The following is a 19,557-nucleotide window of genomic DNA, read 5'->3' on the forward strand; positions in this document are numbered from 1 at the left end:
GAAAACATCCATCCGCGCTACTCTCATGTAGCTGTGCTCCAAGACACACCACTTCTACCGTGTGGTTCTTTCAGGAACCGATGTCACGTGGCCACCGTCGTCAGGAAATTCCATGTCAGCAGTTGCAGCCCGGTCCGCCAGCCAAAGCATTGTCTCGAGCATGGCATTGTCCTTCGACCAATGGAAACACCTGGTAGCAGAGTCGTTCGTGCCTTTGGCGGCGCGTACTGATGACGTGGATGGCTTCCGCGGGCAAATGCGGCGGCGAGTGCTGGACGGTATGTCAATCGTGGAAGTCACCGCTGCCTCCCATGAAGTCCACCGCACTCCTGCGCTGATCGCACAGAGCCGGGAACGCTATTTCAAGCTCAACCTCCAACTTGAAGGTACAGGCCTTCTAATTCAGGACAACCGGGAAGCCGTACTTCAGCCGGGTGACCTGGCGATCTATGACACCAACCGTCCATACACCCTGGCGTTCGAGGAACGGGCCAGGATGGTTGTGGTGATGTTTCCCTACGACGCCCTCGCACTGCCCACGAATTATATTGAGCAGCTTGCCGCCGTCACGATGGCCGGCAATGCCGGCCTCAGTGGGATGGTCGGACAGTTCATTGGACAGCTATCGGAAAACCTGGAGGTTCTCAGCGGCCCGAGCGGTTCCCGGCTGGCGGCCAACGCGCTGGACCTCGTGTCCACCATGCTCCATGCGGAGATGGACATCGTGCCGGACCGGATGAGGCCGCAGGCCCTGCTCGCGGTATCGGTACGCGAATACATCCAGGCCAACCTTTCTGACCCACTGCTGTCGCCGGCGAGCATCGCGGCGGCCCATTTCATTTCCACGCGCCACCTGCATAACTTATTCAACGAATCAGGCAGCACCGTTGCCAGCTGGATCCGGAGCCAAAGGCTGGATGGTGTTGCTCGCGACCTCCGGGATCCGCTGCACGCCGGGAAGTCGGTAGCTGCCGTGGCCGCACGCTGGGGATTCATTGACGCGGCGCACTTTAGCCGCACCTTCCGTGAGGTCTTCGGAATGTCTCCCACCGGTTGGCGCCAGCAAGCTTAACCGATGTTCCGGTTCCAGGTGACAAGGGCCACACCGTCACCCTCATCCGGGAGCTGACAGATAGGTTGCACTTTTCCGGTTGGCTGTTGAAGCGGCTGCCATTGCCGACGCGCCTTTCCCGTCAACCCATAATGAGCTGAATGCCCGCGGGGACACGAGGAGGACCTCCTGGCTGGTGACCGCTCCCGAGAAAGCCACACGCCCGGAGGTCCTCCATATGCATCCAGCGAATCCGGCTGTCATCAGCTGCTATGACAAGCGCACCAGCCGGATAAGGTTTTGACGACTAGCCGTTGTGCCCCAGGCTGTGGGCCTTCTGCCGCCGTTCAATTCGGGATTCCACCAGCACACCCGCCGTGAACATCACCGGCACAGCAGCGAGGAGGGCGGCAGCGGTCTCCGCGCTGCCACCGATCAGTGCCGTGAAGTTGCTGACGACCAGGTACAGCACCCACAGCAGCAGCAGTGCTGCCAGTGCCGGGGCGAGCAGGGTCTGCCAAAGCTGGCCGTCCACCCGTTCCTGCCGGAAGAATCGGACGACGGCGACGGAGCACAGGATGTAGAGGACCAGCAGAGCAGCGACCGCAAGCCCGCTGAACCAGGAGAACAGGGTCAAGACAGGATCCAGGGCCAGCAGAGCGAAGGGGCCCACCAGGAGGACGGCGGTAGCGGTCTGGATCCAAGCAGCCACGGCGGGTGCGCGGTGGCGGTTGGTTCGGGCGACCTTCAACGGCATTGAGCCTTGAAGTGCCAGTGAGTGCAGATACCGGTTGATGCCATTGTGGAAGGCAATGATGCCGGCGAGCAGGGATGTCACCAGCAGGACGCCGGCGGTGGTACCCGCCCATGGCCCGAACAGCTCAACCATGGGTGCTATGACGAACGTGGTGGCATCTCCGGATTCCAATGCTGCGCCAGCCGCAGCCGACACCTGACTTGGGCCGTAGTAGCTGACGAGCATCCAGGAGATGAAGGAGAAGAAGATGGCAATGACGGCCACAGATGTGTAAGTGGCCCGAGCCACGGTCCGGTGCGGGTCTTTGGCTTCTGCTGAATAGATCGCGGTGGATTCGAAGCCGAACATGGAGGCGACGGCGAACATGATGGCTACTCCGGGGGCGCCGCTGGCGATGGCTTCCGGGGAGAACGATGCGGCGAGGTTAAGCCCTTCGGGTCCACCGCCACGGAACAACACGGTGAGGCCGAAAAGTAAAAGGACTCCGACTTCGAGGCCTACCAGGAGTGCCAGGACCTTTGCGCCGAGTTCGATGTTGAGGGAACCAAGAACCTGGACTCCTGCCATGGTGACCAGGGCCAGCAACCACCATGGGATGGTGAGTCCGATAGAGCCCAGCAGACCGGAGAACGCAGCCCCGTAGAGTCCGTACATTGCCGCTTGGACGGTGCTGTAGGCCAGGAGCGCGAGCCAGGCTGCGCCGGCGCCGGTCTTTCTGCCGAAAGCAGCCGTGACGTAGGCGTAGAAGGCTCCGTTGGCTTGGATCTTCCGGCTCATCGCCACGAATCCGACGGCAAAAATCACAATGACGATGCCGACAATAAGATAGGCTCCTGGGGCACCGGCGCCATTACCGAGTGCTGCAGCCAACGGGGAGGCGCCGGCAATCCCTGTCAGGGGCGCTTGGGCGGACAACACAAAGAACAGGATCCCCAGGACTCCGATGCTGCCGGCTCGCAGAGCAGTGGACTGCTCCTTTGCTGGCCTCGCTTCAATGGTCCGGGATTCGGAATTTGACGAACTCATTTTGATCCTTCTGAACGGTCAAAAGCTTGGGGATGGTGCGGGTCCGCAACCTCAGCACCACTGTTGTAGTCAGCATGGCAAAAAGCGTGACGGCTGTTTTGCCGTGCAGCGATGACTTGTTGTGTCTCAGCGCACACGAGACCTCGGCCCGGCGTACGCTGAGCGTCCCGGGCGTCAGCAGAGATCAGGGCTGCGGTTTGCCGATCAGCGCCGCGGTCTCGTTGGCGGCTTCCATACCGCTTTCGATGGCTCCGTCAATAAAGCCGCCCCAGCCGTTGGCAATGTCTGCCCCGGCAAAAAGGACGCGGCCGTGCGGAGCCTGCATTGCGGGGAGATGGGCGGAGAGGAAGCCGGGACGGTGCATGGGCCAGGTCTCACCGGACAGCGGGTCCGCCACCCAGTTATGGCTGGCCACCTCCACTACCTCCAGCCCGGGTACCAGGCGCGAAAGCTGTGCCTGGACGGCCAAGGCGTCCTCCACGTCGATCTTTGACGCATCCGGACCAAAGCCGACGGCAATGGTGTCGCCGTCGAGTGTGTATTCGACCTGGAAGAAGTTCAGGGGCCAGTCCGCGCCACCGAACGCTACAAAAGGGGCGTGCTCGCCCCGAAGCCGGAACCAAACCTTTGTCCCCTTGGCTGCTTGTCCCAATCTGGCGCCTTCAGCTTTGACGGCGGGCAGGGGTGGCTCGAAGGCCACCGCCTCCATGGCGTGAAGTGGCACCGTGACGATCGCCGCCTTGGCCCGTATGGTGCGTCCATCCGTACTTTCAACATCCACCGAATCCGATTTGTGGGCGACGGCGCCTACCGTGAAGCCGTGCTCAATGGTGGCTTTGGCGTCTGCCAGCATTGCGGCCGCCAATACTGCGGTTCCGCCAACAATTTTGTAGGTTGCGCAGGCTTCGAAGTTCACTGCCCAGTCGCCATTGGTGAGTGCAACCCAACGAAGTGCCTGGGTGAAAGCGGCGTTGTCCAGGGGCCCGTTAAAGTTCAGCGTCCAGAAGGATTCGAGGATGTCCCGTGCGGCGCCGGCAGGGAACTGTTCCCGGATCCGATCCTGGACGGACACATCATCGATGGCCTTGAAAAGATCGTTGGCCAACGGCTTGAAGGGCTCCGGAAAGTACTTTCGTGAATCCTGGGTGAACTGGCCGGCTGTCTGCCCAATCAGGGCAATTAGCTCGTCCGGCCCGCCTTCATGCCGCTTTCCGTCCGCCCACCAGAAGGCCCGTTCGGGTTGGGGGCTTGGCGTGGTGTCCAGCCCGTAGCGCTTCAGCTCGGCCCAGACGTACGGTTGGGTCCAGTGCACCCAGGTGCCACCGATTTCCAGGTCCCGTCCCAGCCGGTGATCCAGCCAGGTCCGGCCACCGATCCGGTTCCGGGCCTCGACGATGTGGACGGACAAGCCCTGTCGGCTCAGCTCGCGGGCTGCAGTCAGCCCGGCGAAGCCGGCACCTACCACTACCACGTCGTAGAGGTCGTTGTTCAGATTCTGCTCCATTGCAGATTCCTTCCCTAGGAGTAGACGAAGAATTCGACCGTGGGCGCCAGGACTGCCCAGCGAGTGCGGGCTCCCCGGTTGAAGGAAGCGGCACCTCCGGGCGTCAGGTCGTAGGTGTCTCCGCCCTCGACCTCAATTCGGAGGTGGCCCTCGATGATGGAGATGGTCTCATCGGCGTGGATCACAAGGTCGAACGGCTCGGGCGCTTCCTCAGGGGTTACGTGCCAGTACCCTGAGGCCAGCGCCGGACGGTCACCCTCACCGAATTTGCGGACCCACTGGACCTGGCCGAGTTCGAAGGCCTCATTCTTGCTGGGATCAAGGGCTGAGGAAGTGGTGAAGGCGGTGGTATCTGACACGGTGAACTCCAAGGATGATGACGCCGGGCACTGCGTCGGGCAGTTGTGGGGTTGGGGCAGGTGCGGGCGCCAGAGAAGGCCTGGCAGTGAGCCGGATCACCTGCGATCTCAATCTAAGCATTTGCTTAGTTAAAGTCAATAGCAGGTTTTGTCAGGTGGACACTGGATAGACTCGGCGTATGAACACACTCGCCCCTGCGCCACCCTCCAAATACGGAACGGGCAGGGAGGCCCTGTTGCGCGCTGCCGTTGCCGTTGTTGCGGCAAAAGGTCTGCGGGGACTCACCTACCGGTCGGTGGCGGAAGCTGCAGGGGTGAACAACACGCTGGTGGCGCATCACTTCGGCAGCCGCGATGCCCTCATCGCGGCGGCTCTGGACTGGGCGGCCGAGCAATCCATCGCTTCGTCCAGACTTAGTGAGGCTGCCGAACTGGGCGGGTCCTTCACGGAATCGCTTCTGGAATTGCTTCTTGCCGAGCCGGAACTTCAGGTTTTTCAGTACGAAATGATCCTTGAAGCCCGGCGCAGACCAGAGCTCGCTGGAGCGGTCTCAGTCCTTTACGACAACTATGTCAACGCACTCGCCGACGCCCTGCGTGCGTCCGGGCTGACCCGCAACGTCCAGGTAGTGGCACGTACGTTGTTCGCATCCCTTGACGGCCTGGTCCTCCAGTACCTGGCAGGAGTAGAGCGGGAGGAGATCGCCGCCTCACTGAAGGAAGTGCACGATGTCCTACTGCTCCGGGCTGTGGAAGAAACGCCGGGTTAAATGCCGGTGCCGTAGGCCAGACCGTCCTGGCCTACGGCACCAGTAGTACCTAGCTGACTGGCGACTCGTCCAATTTTGCAGTGGTGACGTCCTCTGCTCCCAAGGGAGCACCCTTCGTCTCCTTGGCAATGGTGACTCCAATGAAGGAACAGACACACAGGGCCATGATGTAAACCCCGATAGAGCCGGACCATCCCGTTTCCTTGAACAGTGCCTCGGCAATGAGTGGTGCGAACGCTCCGCCCAGGATGGAACCCAGGGCGTAGCCGATGCCGATGCCGGAGTAGCGGACACTGGCCGGAAACATTTCCGCGTACATGGCCGACATCGGCCCGTAGGAGAGTCCCAGCCCAATCGTCAGGACGAAAATGCCGACGCCGTAAGCCCAGATGTTCCGCGTGTCTATGAGCAGGAACAAGGGAATCATCCACGCAAAGATGAGGATGTACCCGGCCTGGAAGGTCCGGACCCGGCCGATCCTGTCGGAAAGGGCTCCCCCAACCAACGTAAAGATGAGCCAGCCGAAAGAGGCCAGGAGTGTCGCCAGCAGTACCGGTGATGCTTCCATTCCTAGAGTCTTCTGGGCATACGAGGACAGGAACGCAATCACGAGGTACCCTGCCGCGTTATTGCCGATGAAGATAACCGCGGCAAGCAGCACCCGTTTCTTATTCGTTCGGAGCAACTGCCTCAGCGGGGTTGCCGATTCCCGCTTCCGTTCCACCATCTCCTTGAAGACCGGGCTCTCGGCCACGGCGGAGCGGATGAAGTACCCCACCACGATCAGAACAACCGACAGCAGGAAGGGAACTCTCCACCCCCACTCCAGGAACTGCTCGGGAGACATGGAAAGGCGGAGCAGGAAAAGTACCAAGGTGGCAATGATCATGCCCACGGGCACGCCGATTTGCGGGTAGGCGCCCCAGAATCCCCGCTTGTCGCGTGGTGCGTGCTCCACCGCCATCAGCGCAGCCCCTCCCCACTCTCCGCCGGCAGAGAAGCCCTGCAGGATGCGCAGAACCATCAACAGGATGGGGGCCCAGACGCCGATCTGACCGTAGGTCGGGAGGAGGCCGATCAGGGCGGTGGATGCCCCCATCAGCACCAGGGTGAAGACCAGCATTGCTTTGCGGCCAACCTTGTCGCCGAGACGCCCGGCGATCACTGCGCCCAACGGCCGGAAGAAGAAGCTCACACCGATGGTTGCCCAGGAAACCAACTGGGCGAGTCCCGGGTTGTCTGTGTCCAGCGGTTTGAAGTAAAGGCTGGCGAAAACGACGCCCGCAGCCTGGGCGAAGATGAAGAAGTCATACCACTCGATGGTCGTTCCGACCATTGTCCCGGCAACGACCCGGCGGTCCGCCTGGCTCATGCGGCGGCCGCGGGCAGTTCCAGCTGTGTCTGCTCTTGACATTCGCCTCACGCCCTGTTGCTCATGAGGGCCGAGTGGCCGGCAGGAGCGCCGTGCAACGATGCGGAAGGAACTGCTGCTGGCCTGTGATCGGGCAGCAGGCCGGCAAAAAAGGCGCCTAGCTCGGCCGTTGCCGTCAGCGGCAGGACGTTTGCGACGTACTGGTCGGGGCGCACAACTACTACCACGCCGCCCCGGTCGAGGCCGCGGAGTTCGAAGATGTCCGCAGCGGGGTCGGTGGCATACACCTTTTCATAGTCGGTCAGTTTGAACGGGCCAACCTGCGGTTTGAAGACGGCGGGGACGGCACCGATATCGATGCTGTGGTGATCCTGCTGGTAAATCACCTTCACATCGAACCAGGCGTCAGGATCGGCGTCCGACGGCGTTGCGGCCAGCGGTGATTCCGGCGACTTCGCGAGCCATTGGGCAAGGAGTTCCGTGGCCGAGGGAACGCCATGCCCGCTCCCCTGCTGCGGAACACCGGAGTCGGCGAAAACATAGATCCGCCAGCGGCCGTCGGCTGTGGCGTGGTGACCGAGGTGTACGGGGTTGGTGTCGGCGACACGGACGACAGGCGCGGATTTGAAGCGCTTGCCCACGGGGAAACCGGCAGCAAGGGCCTGGTGGTCAGTGCTGCCTACCAGCATGGACGGCGCGTACTGGGTCATGAAACCCGCCGGGAACTCCGCAGTGCTGACGTAAAAATTTTCCAGCTCTGCGGGGTCTTCAAACTCCTCAGGTTTCTTGGCCATGAGCGTTGACCACTCTTTATCGAAGTCGATGAGGTTCTTCGCCACCACTTGACGCTCTGCCGAGTAGGTGGAGAGCAGGCTTTCGGGGCTGCGGCCTTCAAGGACGTGGCCGAGTTTCCAGGCGATGTTGAAGCCGTCCTGCATTGAGACGTTCATTCCCTGGCCGGCCTTGGCACTGTGTGTGTGGCAGGCGTCGCCGGTGATAAACACGCGCGGCGTGCGGGTGCCGCGCTCCTCCGGCAGGACGTCGTCGAACCGGTCCGTCAGCCGGTGCCCTACTTCGTAGACACTGTGCCAGGCGATGTTGCGGACATCCAGGGTGTAGGGGTGGAGGATCTCGTTGGCCTTGGCGATAATCTCCTCGATGGTGGTGTTGCGGACGGCGCCCTTGTCGTTGGGGTCCACTTCGCCGAGGTCCACATACATGCGGAACAGATGTCCGCCTTCACGTGGGATGAGGAGGATGCTGCCGCCCTCACCTGACTGGATGGCGCACTTGGTGCGGATGTCGGGGAAGTCGGTGACGGCGAGTGCGTCCATGACACCCCAGGCATGGTTGGCTGCGTCACCGGCGAGGGTGCAGCCGATTGCCTGGCGCACCTTGCTGCGGGCACCGTCTGCACCCACCACGTACTTGGCGTTGACGATCTTCTCCTGGCCTTCGTTGGGGCCGGAGGCGTGAAGGAGCGTGACAGTAACCGGGTACTCCCCCTCGTCGGCAACCTCAAGTCCCTGGAACTCGTAACCATAGTCCGGCGTCATGCGGGTGGGCGCGTTTGCCATGTACTCGGCGAAGTAGTCCAGCACCCGGGCTTGGTTGACGATCAGGTGCGGGAACTCGCTGATGCCTGCGGGGTCATCCGGGGTCCGGGCGGTCCGGACAATGCGCGTGGAATCATTCACGTCCGGCTTCCAGAACGCCATCTCGGTGATCGCGTAGGCTTCGGCGATGATCCGCTCGGCGAAACCGAAGGCCTGGAAAGTTTCCACGCTGCGGGCCTGGATGCCGTCGGCCTGGCCAATGGCGAGCCGTCCGGGGCGGCGCTCCACGATGCGGGTGGTGACATTCGGGAACTGCGAGAGTTGTGCTGCGGCGAGCATGCCGGCCGGGCCGGTGCCGACGATGAGTACGTCTACTTCGTCGGGAAGCTCAACGGGCCGGTCGAGACCGACGCCGGCTGCGGGCTGGACCCGCGGGTCACCGGATACATAACCGTGGTGGTGGAACTGCACGGGCTTTCCTCACTTCACTGTGGGCTTCGATTCACCGATTGGTGTTCTATATGCGAATTTGCGGTTCTATATTTGAAACGCAGGACCAGGCAAATACTGTACGACACCTGTGACGGGCACGACAAGGTGCCCGAAAAATGGCTGAATCACCCGGGGTTGACGGATTCCGTGAGGCACTCCATAGTTGGTCGTATACGATTTCGTACTTGATGAGGAGACAGCTTTGGAGCAGGTCAACGGGGACACCCTGGCAGCGGCGCGGAAGGTCATCGCCGTGCACATCAACTACCCCAGCCGGGCTGCACAGCGGGGGCGCACCCCGGCCCAGCCGTCCTACTTCCTGAAGCCGTCGTCGTCGCTCTCCCTCAGCGGCAGCAGTGTGGAACGGCCCGCAGGCTGTGAACTGCTTGGCTACGAAGGCGAGATCGCCCTGGTCATCGGCAAGGCCGCCCGCCGCGTCGGGCTCGAGGAAGCGTGGAGCCACGTGGCCGCCGTGACCGCCAGCAATGACCTGGGCGTCTACGACCTGCGCTGGGCAGACAAGGGCTCCAACCTACGGTCCAAGGGCGGTGACGGCTTCACCCCGGTGGGCCCGGCACTGATCCCGGCAGACGCCGTCGACCCCGCCCGCCTGCGGATCCGCACCTGGCACAACGGCGGACTGGTCCAGGACGACACCACGGAGGACCTGCTCTTCCCCTTCGCCCGGCTCGTGGCGGACCTGTCCCAGCTGCTCACCCTCGAAGAAGGCGACATCATCCTCACCGGCACCCCCGCCGGCGCATCCGTCGCCAAGCCCGGCGACGTCCTCGAAGTGGAGGTCTCCGCCGGGGACCTCACCACCGGCCGCCTGGTCACCCGGGTGGAGGAAGGCACGACGACGTTCGCTGACTTTGGTGCCGGACCCAAAGTTGATGACCTGCAAAGGGAGGAAGCGTACGGATCCCGCGAGGCCGCCGGGCTGCCCGAGGCAGCAAGTGTCCTGACCCCGGAACTGAAGGGGAAGCTGGAAAGCGTCGCCACGGCCACCCTCTCATCGCAGATGCGGAAGCGCGGCCTGAACAACGTCAGCATCGACGGACTGCAAGCCACCCGCCCGGACCGCCGCGTGGTGGGCCTGGCCCGGACCCTGCGCTATGTCCCCAACCGCGAGGACCTTTTCAAGACCCACGGCGGCGGGTTCAACGCCCAGAAACGCGCCATCGATTCCGTGAACGAGGGTGAGATCCTGGTGATGGAGGCCCGCGGCGAGAAGGGCACCGGCACCGTGGGCGACATCCTGGCCCTGCGCGCCCAGGTCCGCGGCGCCGCGGCGATCATTACCGACGGCGGCGTCCGCGACTACACCGCCGTGGCCGGCCTGGACATGCCCACCTACTTCGCCAACCCGCACCCCGCCGTGCTCGGCCGCCGCCACATCCCCTGGGACACGGACATCACCATCGCCTGCGGCGGCGCCACCGTCCAGCCCGGCGACATCATCGTGGCCGACTCCGACGGCATCCTGGTCATCCCGCCGGCCATAGCCGAAGAACTGGTGGAGGACTGCATCACCCAGGAAAAGGAAGAAACCTTCATCTTCGAAATGGTCCAGCAGGGCAACAGCGTGGACGGCCTCTACCCCATGAACGCCGAATGGCAGGCCCGGTACAAGGAATGGAAAGCAGGCAACGCAGATGACTGAAACAGTCGTTAGCGACCTGCCAGGTTCAACCATGACCGGCAGCAAGTCCGAACAGGCGTACCAGGCAGTCAAGGCACGCATCGTAGAAGGCGCTTACACTCCCGGCTACCGTCTGGTCCTGGCTTCGATTGCCAAGGGCCTCGGTTTCAGTGTGGTCCCGGTCCGGGAGGCGATCCGCCGGCTGGAAGCCGAAGGCCTGGTGAAGTTCGAGCGCAATGTGGGAGCAACGGTTTCCGGGATTGACCCCACAGAGTATCTCTACACGATGCAAACGCTAAGCATCGTGGAAGGTGCCGCCACTGCTTTGTCCGCTCCCCTCATCGGTGAAGCGGACCTCGCCCGGGCCCGCGCCATCAACGAGGAGATGCGTGACTGCCTGGAGCACTTCGACCCGGTCCGGTTTACCCGGCTCAACCAGGATTTCCACAGCGTCCTGTTCGAACACTGCCCCAACCCGCACATCCTGGACCTGGTCCACCGCGGCTGGAACCGGCTCGCCTCCCTCCGGTCCTCCACCTTCCGCTTCGTCCCCGGCCGTGCCCGCGCGTCTGTGGACGAGCACGAGGCACTCCTGCAGCTCATCGAAGCCGGTGCCGACGCCGATGAGATCGAGAAAGCGGCCCGCCGGCACCGCTCCGCCACCTTGGATGCCTACCTAAGCCAAGCCAAACCTGTTTGACCTGACCTTCACGCGCACAGCACCAACCCAAGTAGCCACACCAAGCAGTAAAGGAAACAACAATGACGTTCACTGCCGAACAGACCAAACAGCAATACGTGCCGCAGGACCTGCCCAGCCACATCCAGCACTACATCAACGGCCAGTTCGTTGGCTCCGTGGGCGGCAAGACCTTCGACGTCCTGGACCCGGTCTCCAACCGGAACTACGCTACCGCCGCGGCCGGCCAGAAAGAGGACATCGACCTCGCCGTCGCCGCCGCCCGCGAAGCCTTCGTCAACGGCCCGTGGCCGAAGATGAAACCGCGCGAACGCGCCCGCATCCTGAACAGGATCGCCGACGCCGTCGAGGCCCAGGAAGCCCGCCTCGCAGAACTCGAGACCTTCGACACCGGCCTGCCCATCACCCAAGCCAAGGGCCAGGCCCTGCGCGCAGCCGAGAACTTCCGCTTCTTCGCAGACCTGATCGTGGCCCAGTTCGACGACGCCATGAAGGTCCCCGGCTCGCAAATCAACTACGTGAACCGCAAGCCGATCGGCGTTGCGGGGCTGATCACGCCTTGGAACACGCCGTTCATGCTCGAGTCCTGGAAGCTCGCCCCGGCCCTGGCGACCGGCAACACCGTGGTCCTCAAGCCCGCCGAGTTCACCCCGCTCTCGGCATCGCTGTGGGCCACCATCTTCAAGGACGCAGGCCTGCCCGACGGCGTCTTCAACCTCGTCAACGGCCTCGGCGAGGAAGCCGGCGACGCGCTCGTCAAGCACCCGGACGTGCCGCTGATTTCCTTCACCGGCGAGACCACCACCGGCCAGACCATCTTCCGGAACGCGGCTGAGAACCTTAAGGGCCTGTCCATGGAGCTCGGCGGCAAGTCCCCGTGCGTGGTATTCGCCGATGCGGACGTGGACGCAGCGATCGATTCGGCCCTGTTTGGCGTCTTCTCCCTCAACGGGGAACGCTGCACCGCCGGCTCCCGCATCCTGGTTGAGCGCGCGATTTACGATGAGTTCTGCGGGAAGTACGCCGCCCGCGCCAAAAGCATCGTGGTGGGCGATCCGCACGATCCCAAGACCGAGGTGGGCGCCCTGGTCCACCCGGAACACTACGAAAAAGTCGCTTCCTACGTGGAGATCGGGAAATCCGAAGGCCGCCTGCTGGCCGGCGGCGGCCGGCCCGAAGGCCTGCCCGAAGGCAACTACATCGCACCCACGGTGTTCGCCGATGTCTCCCCCGACGCCCGGATCTTCCAGGAGGAGATTTTCGGACCCGTCGTCGCCATCACCCCGTTCGAGAGCGACGACGAGGCCCTTGCCCTGGCCAACAACACCCGTTACGGCCTGGCCGCCTACATCTGGACCCAGAACCTGACCCGGGCGCACAACTTCTCGCAGAACGTCGAAGCCGGCATGGTCTGGCTGAACAGCCACAACGTCCGTGACCTGCGCACCCCGTTTGGCGGCGTCAAAGCCTCCGGCCTGGGCCACGAGGGCGGCTACCGCTCCATCGACTTCTACACCGACCAGCAGGCCGTCCACATCACGCTCGGCACCGTCCATACCCCCAAGTTCGGCAGCATCGAAGCCTCCGCCGCCAACGAAGGCTAAACCCCTTCCCCCGTTACAAACTCAAGAACCTGCTCGAAGAAGAGAGAGACTAACCATGACGAATTTTGTTCCCACCCCCACTGTCCCGGCCCCGGACATCGTCCGCTGCGCCTACATGGAAATCGTGGTCACCGACCTCGCCAAGTCCCGTGAGTTCTACGTGGATGTCCTGGGCCTGCACGTCACCGAGGAAGACGAGAACGCCATCTACCTGCGTTCCCTGGAGGAGTTCATCCACCACAACCTGGTGCTCCGTAAGGGGCCCGTCGCCGCCGTCGCAGCTTTTGCCTACCGGGTGAAGTCCCCCGCCGAGGTGGACGCCGCCGAGGCCTACTACAAGGAACTCGGCTGCCGCACCGAACGCCGCATCGGCGGCTTTACCAAGGGCATCGGCGACTCCGTCCGCGTCGAGGACCCGCTGGGCTTCCCGTACGAGTTCTTCTACGACGTGCAGCACGTAGAGCGCCTCACCCAGCGCTACGACCTCTACTCCGCCGGCGAACTGGTCCGCCTGGACCACTTCAACCAGGTCACCCCCGACGTGCCCCGCGGCCGTGCCTACCTTGAAGACTTGGGCTTCCGCGTCTCCGAGGACATCAAGGATTCCGACGGCGTCACCTACGCGGCGTGGATGCACCGCAAGCAAACCGTCCACGACACCGCCCTGACCGGCGGGAACGGCCCCCGGATGCACCACGTCGCGTTCGCCACGCACGAGAAGCACAACATCATCCAGATCTGCGACAAGATGGGCGCCCTGCGCATCAGCGACCGGATCGAACGCGGCCCCGGCCGGCACGGCGTGTCCAACGCGTTCTACCTCTACATCCTGGACCCGGACGGCCACCGCATCGAGATCTACACCCAGGACTACTACACCGGCGACCCGGACAACCCCACCATCACCTGGGACGTCCACGACAACCAGCGCCGCGACTGGTGGGGCAACCCCGTGGTCCCGTCCTGGTACACCGAAGCCTCCCTGGTGCTGGACCTGGACGGCAACCCCCAGCCGGTGATCGAGCGCGAGGAAAAGTCCGAAATGGCCGTCACCGTCGGAGCCGACGGCTTCTCCTACACCCGGCCCAGCGAAGCAGCCGGGGCCGAAGGCTTCAAGCTCGGCGCCCAGCTCTAGCCCACTATCTGGCAGCCGGTTCCGTTTCGCAACAGCGGGACCGGCTGCCTTCACAACTGAACGACTTCTACACCCCGAGGAGCGCACATTGCTGGAGCCGAAAACCATTGAGGCCATCGCAGACGAGCTGGTGGAGGCCGGCCGGAGCCGGACCCCGGTTCCCCGCCTGACGGCCCGGTACCCGGAGATGACCGTGGAGGATTCGTACGCGGTGCAGCAGTTATGGCGGCGCCGGAACGAGGAAGCCGGCCGGACCTTGGTGGGCCGGAAGATCGGCCTCACGTCCAAGGCCATGCAGGACGCCACCGGCATCACCGAACCGGACTACGGCGCCATCTTCGATGACATGGTGCTGGAAACAGGATGCTCTGTCGAATGGGACCAGTACACGCATCCGCGGGTGGAGGTGGAACTGGCCTTCGTGTTGAAGGACGGGCTGAAGGGCCCCGGCGTCACCATCTTCGATGTCCTGAACGCCACCGATTACGTGGTCCCGGCGCTGGAAATCCTCGACTCCAGGATCGAGATGGAAGGCCGGACCATCGTGGACACCATCTCCGACAACGCCGCCATGGGCGCCATGGTGATCGGCGGCCGCCCCGTGAAACCGGACGCCGTGGACCTTCGCTGGGTCTCCGCCATCCTCTACAAGAACCAGACCGTTCAGGAAACCGGCGTCGCCGCAGGGGTCCTGGACCACCCAGCCAACGGGGTGCACTGGCTGGCGAACAAGATCGCCGCCCACGGCGATTCACTGCAGGCCGGGGACATCATCCTCGCCGGCTCCTTCACCCGCCCGCTCTGGGTGTACAAGGGCGACACCGTCCACGCCGACTACGGACCCCTCGGGAGTGTCACATGCCGCTTCGAATAGAACACACCTTCCGCGACGCCCTGGCTGGGCAAAAGGGTGAAGCGGGCCGGCCCCTGGCCGGGATGTGGGTGTGCTCCGGCAGCCCGCTCATCGCCGAGCTCTGCGCCGGATCCGGCCTGGACTGGCTACTGGTGGACGCCGAACACAGCCCCAACGGCCTCGAATCCATCCTCGCCCAGCTCCAGGCCATCCACGGCTACCCCGTCCACACCCTGGTCCGCCCGCCCGTCAACGACACCGTGGTCATTAAGCAGTACCTGGACCTGGGCGTGCAGAACCTGCTCATCCCCATGGTCAACTCCGTATCCGAAGCTGAAGCCGCGGTGGCGGCAACCCGTTACCCGCCCGAAGGCGTCAGGGGCGTGGGCTCGGCGCTGGCCCGCGCCGCCCGGTGGAACCGGGTCCCGGACTACCTCGCCCGGGCCGGCGAGACCATCAGCGTCACCGTCCAGATCGAATCCGCCTCCGCGGTAGAGGCAGTCGAGGACATCCTGAAGGTCGACGGCGTGGACGCTGTCTTCATCGGGCCCTCCGACCTCGCCGCGTCCATGGGCTTGCTCGGCCAGCAGGAACACCCCGAAGTGCGCGCCGCCGTCGAACACTGCCTCACCGCAGCCAAAGCAGCCGGTAAGCCGGCCGGCGTCAACGCCTTCAACCCCGACACCGCCCGGCACTACCTCGACAACGGGGCGAACTTTATCCTGGTCGGCGCCGACGTCGCGCTCCTGGCCCGCGGCTCCGAAGCCCTCGCCGCCCAATACATCCAGCCGTCAGACGGCGAAACCACCGCCAGCTACTGACATTCTTTTTAGGACCCCTCTTATGACTGTTACATCTGCTGCGACCACCTCTTCTGCCTCGCCTCAGCGTGAGGCGGCACTGCTTGCTTCCGTTCCCACCGGCCTCCTCATCAATGGTGAGTGGCGGGACGCGTCCGACGGCGGCACGTTTGATGTGCATGATCCCGCCACCGGGGAGGTGCTCGCCACGCTCGCCTCGGCGACCAGTGAAGATGCGGTTGCCGCCCTGGACGCCGCGGACGACGTGCAGGCGTCCTGGGCGCGGACCGCGCCGCGGGTGCGGGCGGAGATCCTGCGCCGGGCCTTTGACCTGGTCACCGAACGCGCCGAGGACTTCGCCCTGCTGATGACCCTGGAAATGGGCAAGCCGCTGGCAGAGGCCCGCGGCGAGGTCGCCTACGGAGCAGAGTTCCTGCGCTGGTTCTCCGAAGAAACCGTCCGGGATTATGGCCGCTACCTGACGTCCCCGGAGGGAAAGAACAAGATCCTGGTCCAGCACAAACCCGTCGGTCCCTGCCTGCTCATCACCCCCTGGAACTTCCCGCTCGCCATGGCCACCCGCAAGGTCGCCCCCGCCGTCGCCGCCGGGTGCACCATGGTCCTCAAACCCGCCAAACTCACTCCACTGACTTCGCAGCTGTTCGCGCAGACCATGATGGAGGCCGGGCTGCCCGCCGGCGTCCTCAACGTCGTCGCCTCCTCCAGCGCGTCGGGGATCTCCGGGCCGCTGTTGAAGGACTCCCGGCTCCGGAAGGTCTCCTTCACCGGCTCCACCCCCGTCGGCAAGTGTCTCATGGCGGACGCGGCGCAGAACGTCTTGCGCACCTCGATGGAACTGGGCGGGAACGCGCCGTTCATCGTCTTTGAGGATGCCGACCTGGACAAGGCTGTTGAAGGGGCCATGGCAGCCAAGATGCGGAACATGGGCGAGGCGTGCACCGCCGCGAACCGGTTCCTGGTCCAGGAATCAGTCGCCGAGGAGTTCACCCGGATGTTTGCTGCTGCCATGGCCGCCCTCACCACCGGTCGAGGGACTGAGCCCGCCACCCAGGTAGGGCCGCTGATTGATGCCGGAGCCCGCGACGACGTCCACGCACTGGTCACTGCCGCTGTCGACGCCGGGGCAGTTGCCGTGACCGGCGGCGGACCCGTGGACGGTCCCGGCTACTTCTACCAGCCCACGGTCCTGGGCAACGTTCCCAACGGCGCCGCGATCCTGGGCCAGGAAATCTTCGGACCCGTTGCCCCGGTAACGACCTTCGCCACCGAGGAAGACGCCATCCGCCTGGCCAATGCCAGCGAATATGGCCTCGCGTCCTACGTCTACAGCCGTGACTTCAACAAGCTGCTGCGGGTGGCCGAGGAAATCGAATTCGGCATGGTCGGCTTCAACGCCGGCGTCATCTCCAACGCCGCAGCACCCTTCGGCGGCGTCAAGCAATCAGGCCTCGGCCGAGAAGGCGGCACCGAAGGCATCGCCGAATACACCACCACCCAATACATCGGCATCGCCGACCCGTACGCCCGCTGACCTAACCCCCCTGAGCATCTGTGCCCTTGCCGTTCTCCCAGCGACAAGAGCCCTGCGCCGAAAAACAAGATAAGCAACTCACAGTCAACAAAACTGGAAATAATCCGTCCAGCCATTCGGCTGCACGCACCCGCATACTCGAAGTGGAGTAACTCTTGGAATCCTATGATGCGCTTCTTGCGTCCATTACCCCCGCGTCCGGTCCTAGCAAGACCATCCTTAACCCGGCAACAGGCGAGACCGTGGGCGAAGCACCCCTTCACGACCTCGCATACCTGGAGAACGTTGTTGCCGCAGCTGTCTCCGCCCAGCCCACGTGGGCTGCGTTGGGCCACGAAGGCCGGTCCGCTGCGCTCCTGAAGGCCGCCGACGCCGTCGAACGCTCCGCCGAAGAACTCGCCCAGCTGCTCTCCCGCGAGCAGGGCAAACCCCTGAACGGGCCCAACGCCCGCTTCGAAGTCGGCGCCTGTGCTGCCTGGCTCCGCGCCGCAGCCACCATCCCCCTGGAGCCGGAAACGATCGTGGACGATGGCGAGACGCGCGCCGAACTGCACTACAAGCCCATCGGCGTCGTCGGCGCGATCGGCCCCTGGAACTGGCCGATGATGATCACCATCTGGCAGATCGCCCCCGCCCTGCGGATGGGCAACGCAGCGGTGGTCAAGCCCTCGGGCAACACCCCCTTGAGCGTCCTGGCCCTGATCAAGGTCATCAACGAAGAACTCCCCGAAGGCCTCCTGTCAGTCGTCTCCTGCGGCCGGGAAGTCGGCGCACGCCTCACCAACCACCCCGCCATCGGCAAAATCATGTTCACCGGCTCCACCGCCGCGGGCAAGGCCATCATCAAGTCCTCCGCCGACACGGTCAAACGCCTCACCCTGGAGCTCGGCGGGAACGACGCCGGCATCGTCCTGCCCGACGCGGACCCCAAAGCCATCGCCCAGGACCTCTTCTGGGGCGCCTTCATCAACACCGGCCAGACCTGCGCCGCGCTCAAACGCCTCTATGTCCACGAGGACATCTACGACGCCGTCTGCGACGAACTCACCGCCGTGGCCAAGGCTATGCCGATGGGCAACGGCCTGGACGAGAACAACGTCCTGGGGCCCCTGCAGAACAAAGCACAATACGACGTCGTCGCCACCCTCGTGCAGGCAGCCAAGGACTCCGGCGCACGCGTATTGTTGGGCGGAAACCCGGATAGCAGCCAGCCCGGCTACTTCTACCCCACCACCCTGGTCGCCGACATCGACAACGACAACCCGCTCGTTGCCGAGGAACAGTTCGGCCCCGCCCTGCCCATCATCAAATACAGCAGCGTGGATGAGGCCGTGGACATGGCCAACGCCCTGGACGTCGGCCTCGGCGCCTCCGTCTGGTCCTCAGACCTCCCCGCCGCCCGCAAAGTCGCAGCCCGGATCCAAGCCGGCTCCGTCTGGATCAACAAACACGGCGTTGTAGATCCACGCATCCCCTTCGGCGGAGCAAAACAATCCGGTTACGGCCTTGAATTCGGCGTCGAAGGCCTCAAAGCCCTCGGCGTCCCCCAGGTCATCAACGGCTAAGGGCTGCCGTGGGCATGGTCAACATCCTTCCACGAGCACAAGCTCGTAGGTCCAGGAGCGAACAAAACCGGGGGCAGTCCCGCTCTCGTCCGTAGCCTACTTGAGCGGTCTAACAGATTGCGCCAGCAACATAGCTGCCACCCATCACTGGGGTTCCTCCGTGTGCCTGCCCTGCCTGCCTGATTAATCCAACCAAGCGACCGCTCTGACAGGGGCACCATCAGCCCGGTCCAGTCTCAACGGAAAGAAGCCGCTCCGGCACCTTGCAGGCAAATCAGTGGCACCACGCACGTTTTCGATGATGAGGCCGTCGCATCCGAGCACGAGCTGATGGACAGGCAAATCAGTGCTTCCCGTTGGCTGAATGGTGTGATCAGGGTTGAGCGTGTCGAGAGCCAAGACCCGCATCCCGCGGTCCCGGAGCTTTTCGGCGGCCTCAAGGGTGAGGACGGGGTGATCAAAATAGGCCTGGGTACCAAAGTGCTTGTCCCAGCCGGTAGCGAGCAGCACGATCGGCGGGACAGTGTCTCCCGCCTGCCCCACGATCTGCTCCCACGTTATGTCCTCTCCTGCTGCCAAGCCGGGAACGTGCAGTACGAGGGTTTCGCCGATGAGTTCATCGAGCAGCACATCGGAGGTAGTGCGTCCGCCTTCGATGGTGTGGCTGGGAGCATCGAGATGGGTGCCAGTGTGTGATCCCATCCGGATACTGGTGACGGCCACCCCGTCTTGGTCCAGCGAAAGCGCGTGAGGTAGTTGTACGTCCGGATCTCCTGGAAAAACCTGCATTCCTGAGGTGACGGGATGAGTCAGGTCTAT

Annotated in this window: 16 protein-coding genes; 10 read left to right on the plus strand and 6 right to left on the minus strand. The window is 63.8% G+C overall.

The annotated features are described in order from the left end of the window. Positions 1-112: 112 nt before the first annotated feature. Complete coding sequence (locus M1D32_RS11085) at positions 113-1,072, plus strand: AraC-like ligand-binding domain-containing protein (RefSeq protein WP_458778740.1); 960 nt, start codon at positions 113-115, stop codon at positions 1,070-1,072. A 286-nt stretch (positions 1,073-1,358) separates the two neighbouring features. Here the strand turns inward: M1D32_RS11085 and M1D32_RS11090 are convergent, their stop codons facing one another. From M1D32_RS11090 to M1D32_RS11100, 3 genes are all read right to left on the minus strand, one after another. Beyond that, positions 1,359-2,834, minus strand: coding sequence for an APC family permease (locus tag M1D32_RS11090; RefSeq protein WP_458778741.1), 1,476 nt, complete (start codon positions 2,832-2,834; stop codon positions 1,359-1,361). A gap of 184 nt (positions 2,835-3,018) precedes the next feature. Further along, on the minus strand, positions 3,019-4,338 hold the full coding sequence (locus tag M1D32_RS11095) for a flavin monoamine oxidase family protein (RefSeq protein ID WP_458778742.1): 1,320 nt from the start codon (positions 4,336-4,338) through the stop codon (positions 3,019-3,021). A 14-nt stretch (positions 4,339-4,352) separates the two neighbouring features. Beyond that, positions 4,353-4,697: a cupin domain-containing protein gene (locus tag M1D32_RS11100; protein ID WP_458778743.1), complete on the minus strand. Its 345-nt coding sequence runs from the start codon at positions 4,695-4,697 to the stop codon at positions 4,353-4,355. 179 nt (positions 4,698-4,876) lie between these two features. On the opposite strand from M1D32_RS11100, the gene M1D32_RS11105 reads away from it, so the two are divergent. Then, entirely contained in the window at positions 4,877-5,467 is a 591-nt protein-coding gene (locus M1D32_RS11105) for a TetR/AcrR family transcriptional regulator (protein WP_458778744.1), read from the plus strand. A 49-nt stretch (positions 5,468-5,516) separates the two neighbouring features. Here M1D32_RS11105 and M1D32_RS11110 read toward each other — a convergent pair whose 3' ends face one another. Both M1D32_RS11110 and M1D32_RS11115 read right to left on the minus strand, forming a co-directional pair. Further along, entirely contained in the window at positions 5,517-6,881 is a 1,365-nt protein-coding gene (locus M1D32_RS11110) for an MFS transporter (protein ID WP_458778745.1), read from the minus strand. Positions 6,882-6,886: 5 nt separating this feature from the next. Continuing rightward, entirely contained in the window at positions 6,887-8,866 is a 1,980-nt protein-coding gene (locus tag M1D32_RS11115; protein WP_458778746.1) for an FAD-binding monooxygenase, read from the minus strand. 223 nt (positions 8,867-9,089) lie between these two features. On the opposite strand from M1D32_RS11115, the gene M1D32_RS11120 reads away from it, so the two are divergent. The 8 genes from M1D32_RS11120 to M1D32_RS11155 all read left to right on the plus strand — a co-directional run bounded on the left by M1D32_RS11120 (position 9,090) and on the right by M1D32_RS11155 (position 18,738). Next, positions 9,090-10,550, plus strand: a complete 1,461-nt coding sequence (locus M1D32_RS11120; protein WP_458782169.1) for a fumarylacetoacetate hydrolase family protein — start codon at positions 9,090-9,092, stop codon at positions 10,548-10,550. Continuing rightward, complete coding sequence (locus M1D32_RS11125) at positions 10,543-11,229, plus strand: GntR family transcriptional regulator (RefSeq protein ID WP_458778747.1); 687 nt, start codon at positions 10,543-10,545, stop codon at positions 11,227-11,229. The genes M1D32_RS11120 and M1D32_RS11125 overlap by 8 nt, the downstream gene beginning before the upstream one ends. 62 nt (positions 11,230-11,291) lie before the next feature. Beyond that, positions 11,292-12,833: a 5-carboxymethyl-2-hydroxymuconate semialdehyde dehydrogenase gene (gene hpaE, locus M1D32_RS11130; protein WP_458778748.1), complete on the plus strand. Its 1,542-nt coding sequence runs from the start codon at positions 11,292-11,294 to the stop codon at positions 12,831-12,833. A gap of 55 nt (positions 12,834-12,888) precedes the next feature. Beyond that, positions 12,889-13,968 (plus strand): 3,4-dihydroxyphenylacetate 2,3-dioxygenase, encoded by a 1,080-nt coding sequence (hpaD, locus tag M1D32_RS11135; RefSeq protein ID WP_458778749.1) that lies wholly within the window; start codon positions 12,889-12,891, stop codon positions 13,966-13,968. Between the two features lie 88 nt (positions 13,969-14,056). After that, a complete protein-coding gene (gene hpaH / locus M1D32_RS11140; RefSeq protein ID WP_458778750.1) occupies positions 14,057-14,842 on the plus strand; it encodes a 2-oxo-hept-4-ene-1,7-dioate hydratase in 786 nt (261 codons plus the stop codon). After that, complete coding sequence (locus M1D32_RS11145; RefSeq protein ID WP_458778751.1) at positions 14,827-15,642, plus strand: HpcH/HpaI aldolase family protein; 816 nt, start codon at positions 14,827-14,829, stop codon at positions 15,640-15,642. The genes hpaH and M1D32_RS11145 overlap by 16 nt, the downstream gene beginning before the upstream one ends. A 22-nt stretch (positions 15,643-15,664) precedes the next feature. Continuing rightward, positions 15,665-17,173 carry an NAD-dependent succinate-semialdehyde dehydrogenase gene (locus M1D32_RS11150; RefSeq protein ID WP_458778752.1) on the plus strand — a complete coding sequence of 503 codons (1,509 nt, stop codon included), beginning with the start codon at positions 15,665-15,667 and terminating at the stop codon, positions 17,171-17,173. A 155-nt stretch (positions 17,174-17,328) separates the two neighbouring features. Next, complete coding sequence (locus M1D32_RS11155) at positions 17,329-18,738, plus strand: aldehyde dehydrogenase family protein (protein ID WP_458778753.1); 1,410 nt, start codon at positions 17,329-17,331, stop codon at positions 18,736-18,738. 183 nt (positions 18,739-18,921) lie between these two features. Here the strand turns inward: M1D32_RS11155 and M1D32_RS11160 are convergent, their stop codons facing one another. Beyond that, positions 18,922-19,527: a cyclase family protein gene (locus M1D32_RS11160; protein ID WP_458782170.1), complete on the minus strand. Its 606-nt coding sequence runs from the start codon at positions 19,525-19,527 to the stop codon at positions 18,922-18,924. Positions 19,528-19,557: the final 30 nt, after the last annotated feature.

It is taken from the genome of Arthrobacter sp. D3-16 (genome assembly GCF_054408515.1).

Coding starts and splice junctions, on each gene's coding strand:
- M1D32_RS11085 (WP_458778740.1), top strand. CDS start 113: ATGTCAGCAGTTGCAGCCCGGTCCGCCAGCCAAAGCATTGTCTCGAGC.
- M1D32_RS11090 (WP_458778741.1), bottom strand. CDS start 2,834: ATGAGTTCGTCAAATTCCGAATCCCGGACCATTGAAGCGAGGCCAGCA.
- M1D32_RS11095 (WP_458778742.1), bottom strand. CDS start 4,338: ATGGAGCAGAATCTGAACAACGACCTCTACGACGTGGTAGTGGTAGGT.
- M1D32_RS11105 (WP_458778744.1), top strand. CDS start 4,877: ATGAACACACTCGCCCCTGCGCCACCCTCCAAATACGGAACGGGCAGG.
- M1D32_RS11110 (WP_458778745.1), bottom strand. CDS start 6,881: ATGTCAAGAGCAGACACAGCTGGAACTGCCCGCGGCCGCCGCATGAGC.
- M1D32_RS11125 (WP_458778747.1), top strand. CDS start 10,543: ATGACTGAAACAGTCGTTAGCGACCTGCCAGGTTCAACCATGACCGGC.
- hpaE (WP_458778748.1), top strand. CDS start 11,292: ATGACGTTCACTGCCGAACAGACCAAACAGCAATACGTGCCGCAGGAC.
- hpaD (WP_458778749.1), top strand. CDS start 12,889: ATGACGAATTTTGTTCCCACCCCCACTGTCCCGGCCCCGGACATCGTC.
- M1D32_RS11145 (WP_458778751.1), top strand. CDS start 14,827: ATGCCGCTTCGAATAGAACACACCTTCCGCGACGCCCTGGCTGGGCAA.
- M1D32_RS11150 (WP_458778752.1), top strand. CDS start 15,665: ATGACTGTTACATCTGCTGCGACCACCTCTTCTGCCTCGCCTCAGCGT.
- M1D32_RS11160 (WP_458782170.1), bottom strand. CDS start 19,527: ATGCAGGTTTTTCCAGGAGATCCGGACGTACAACTACCTCACGCGCTT.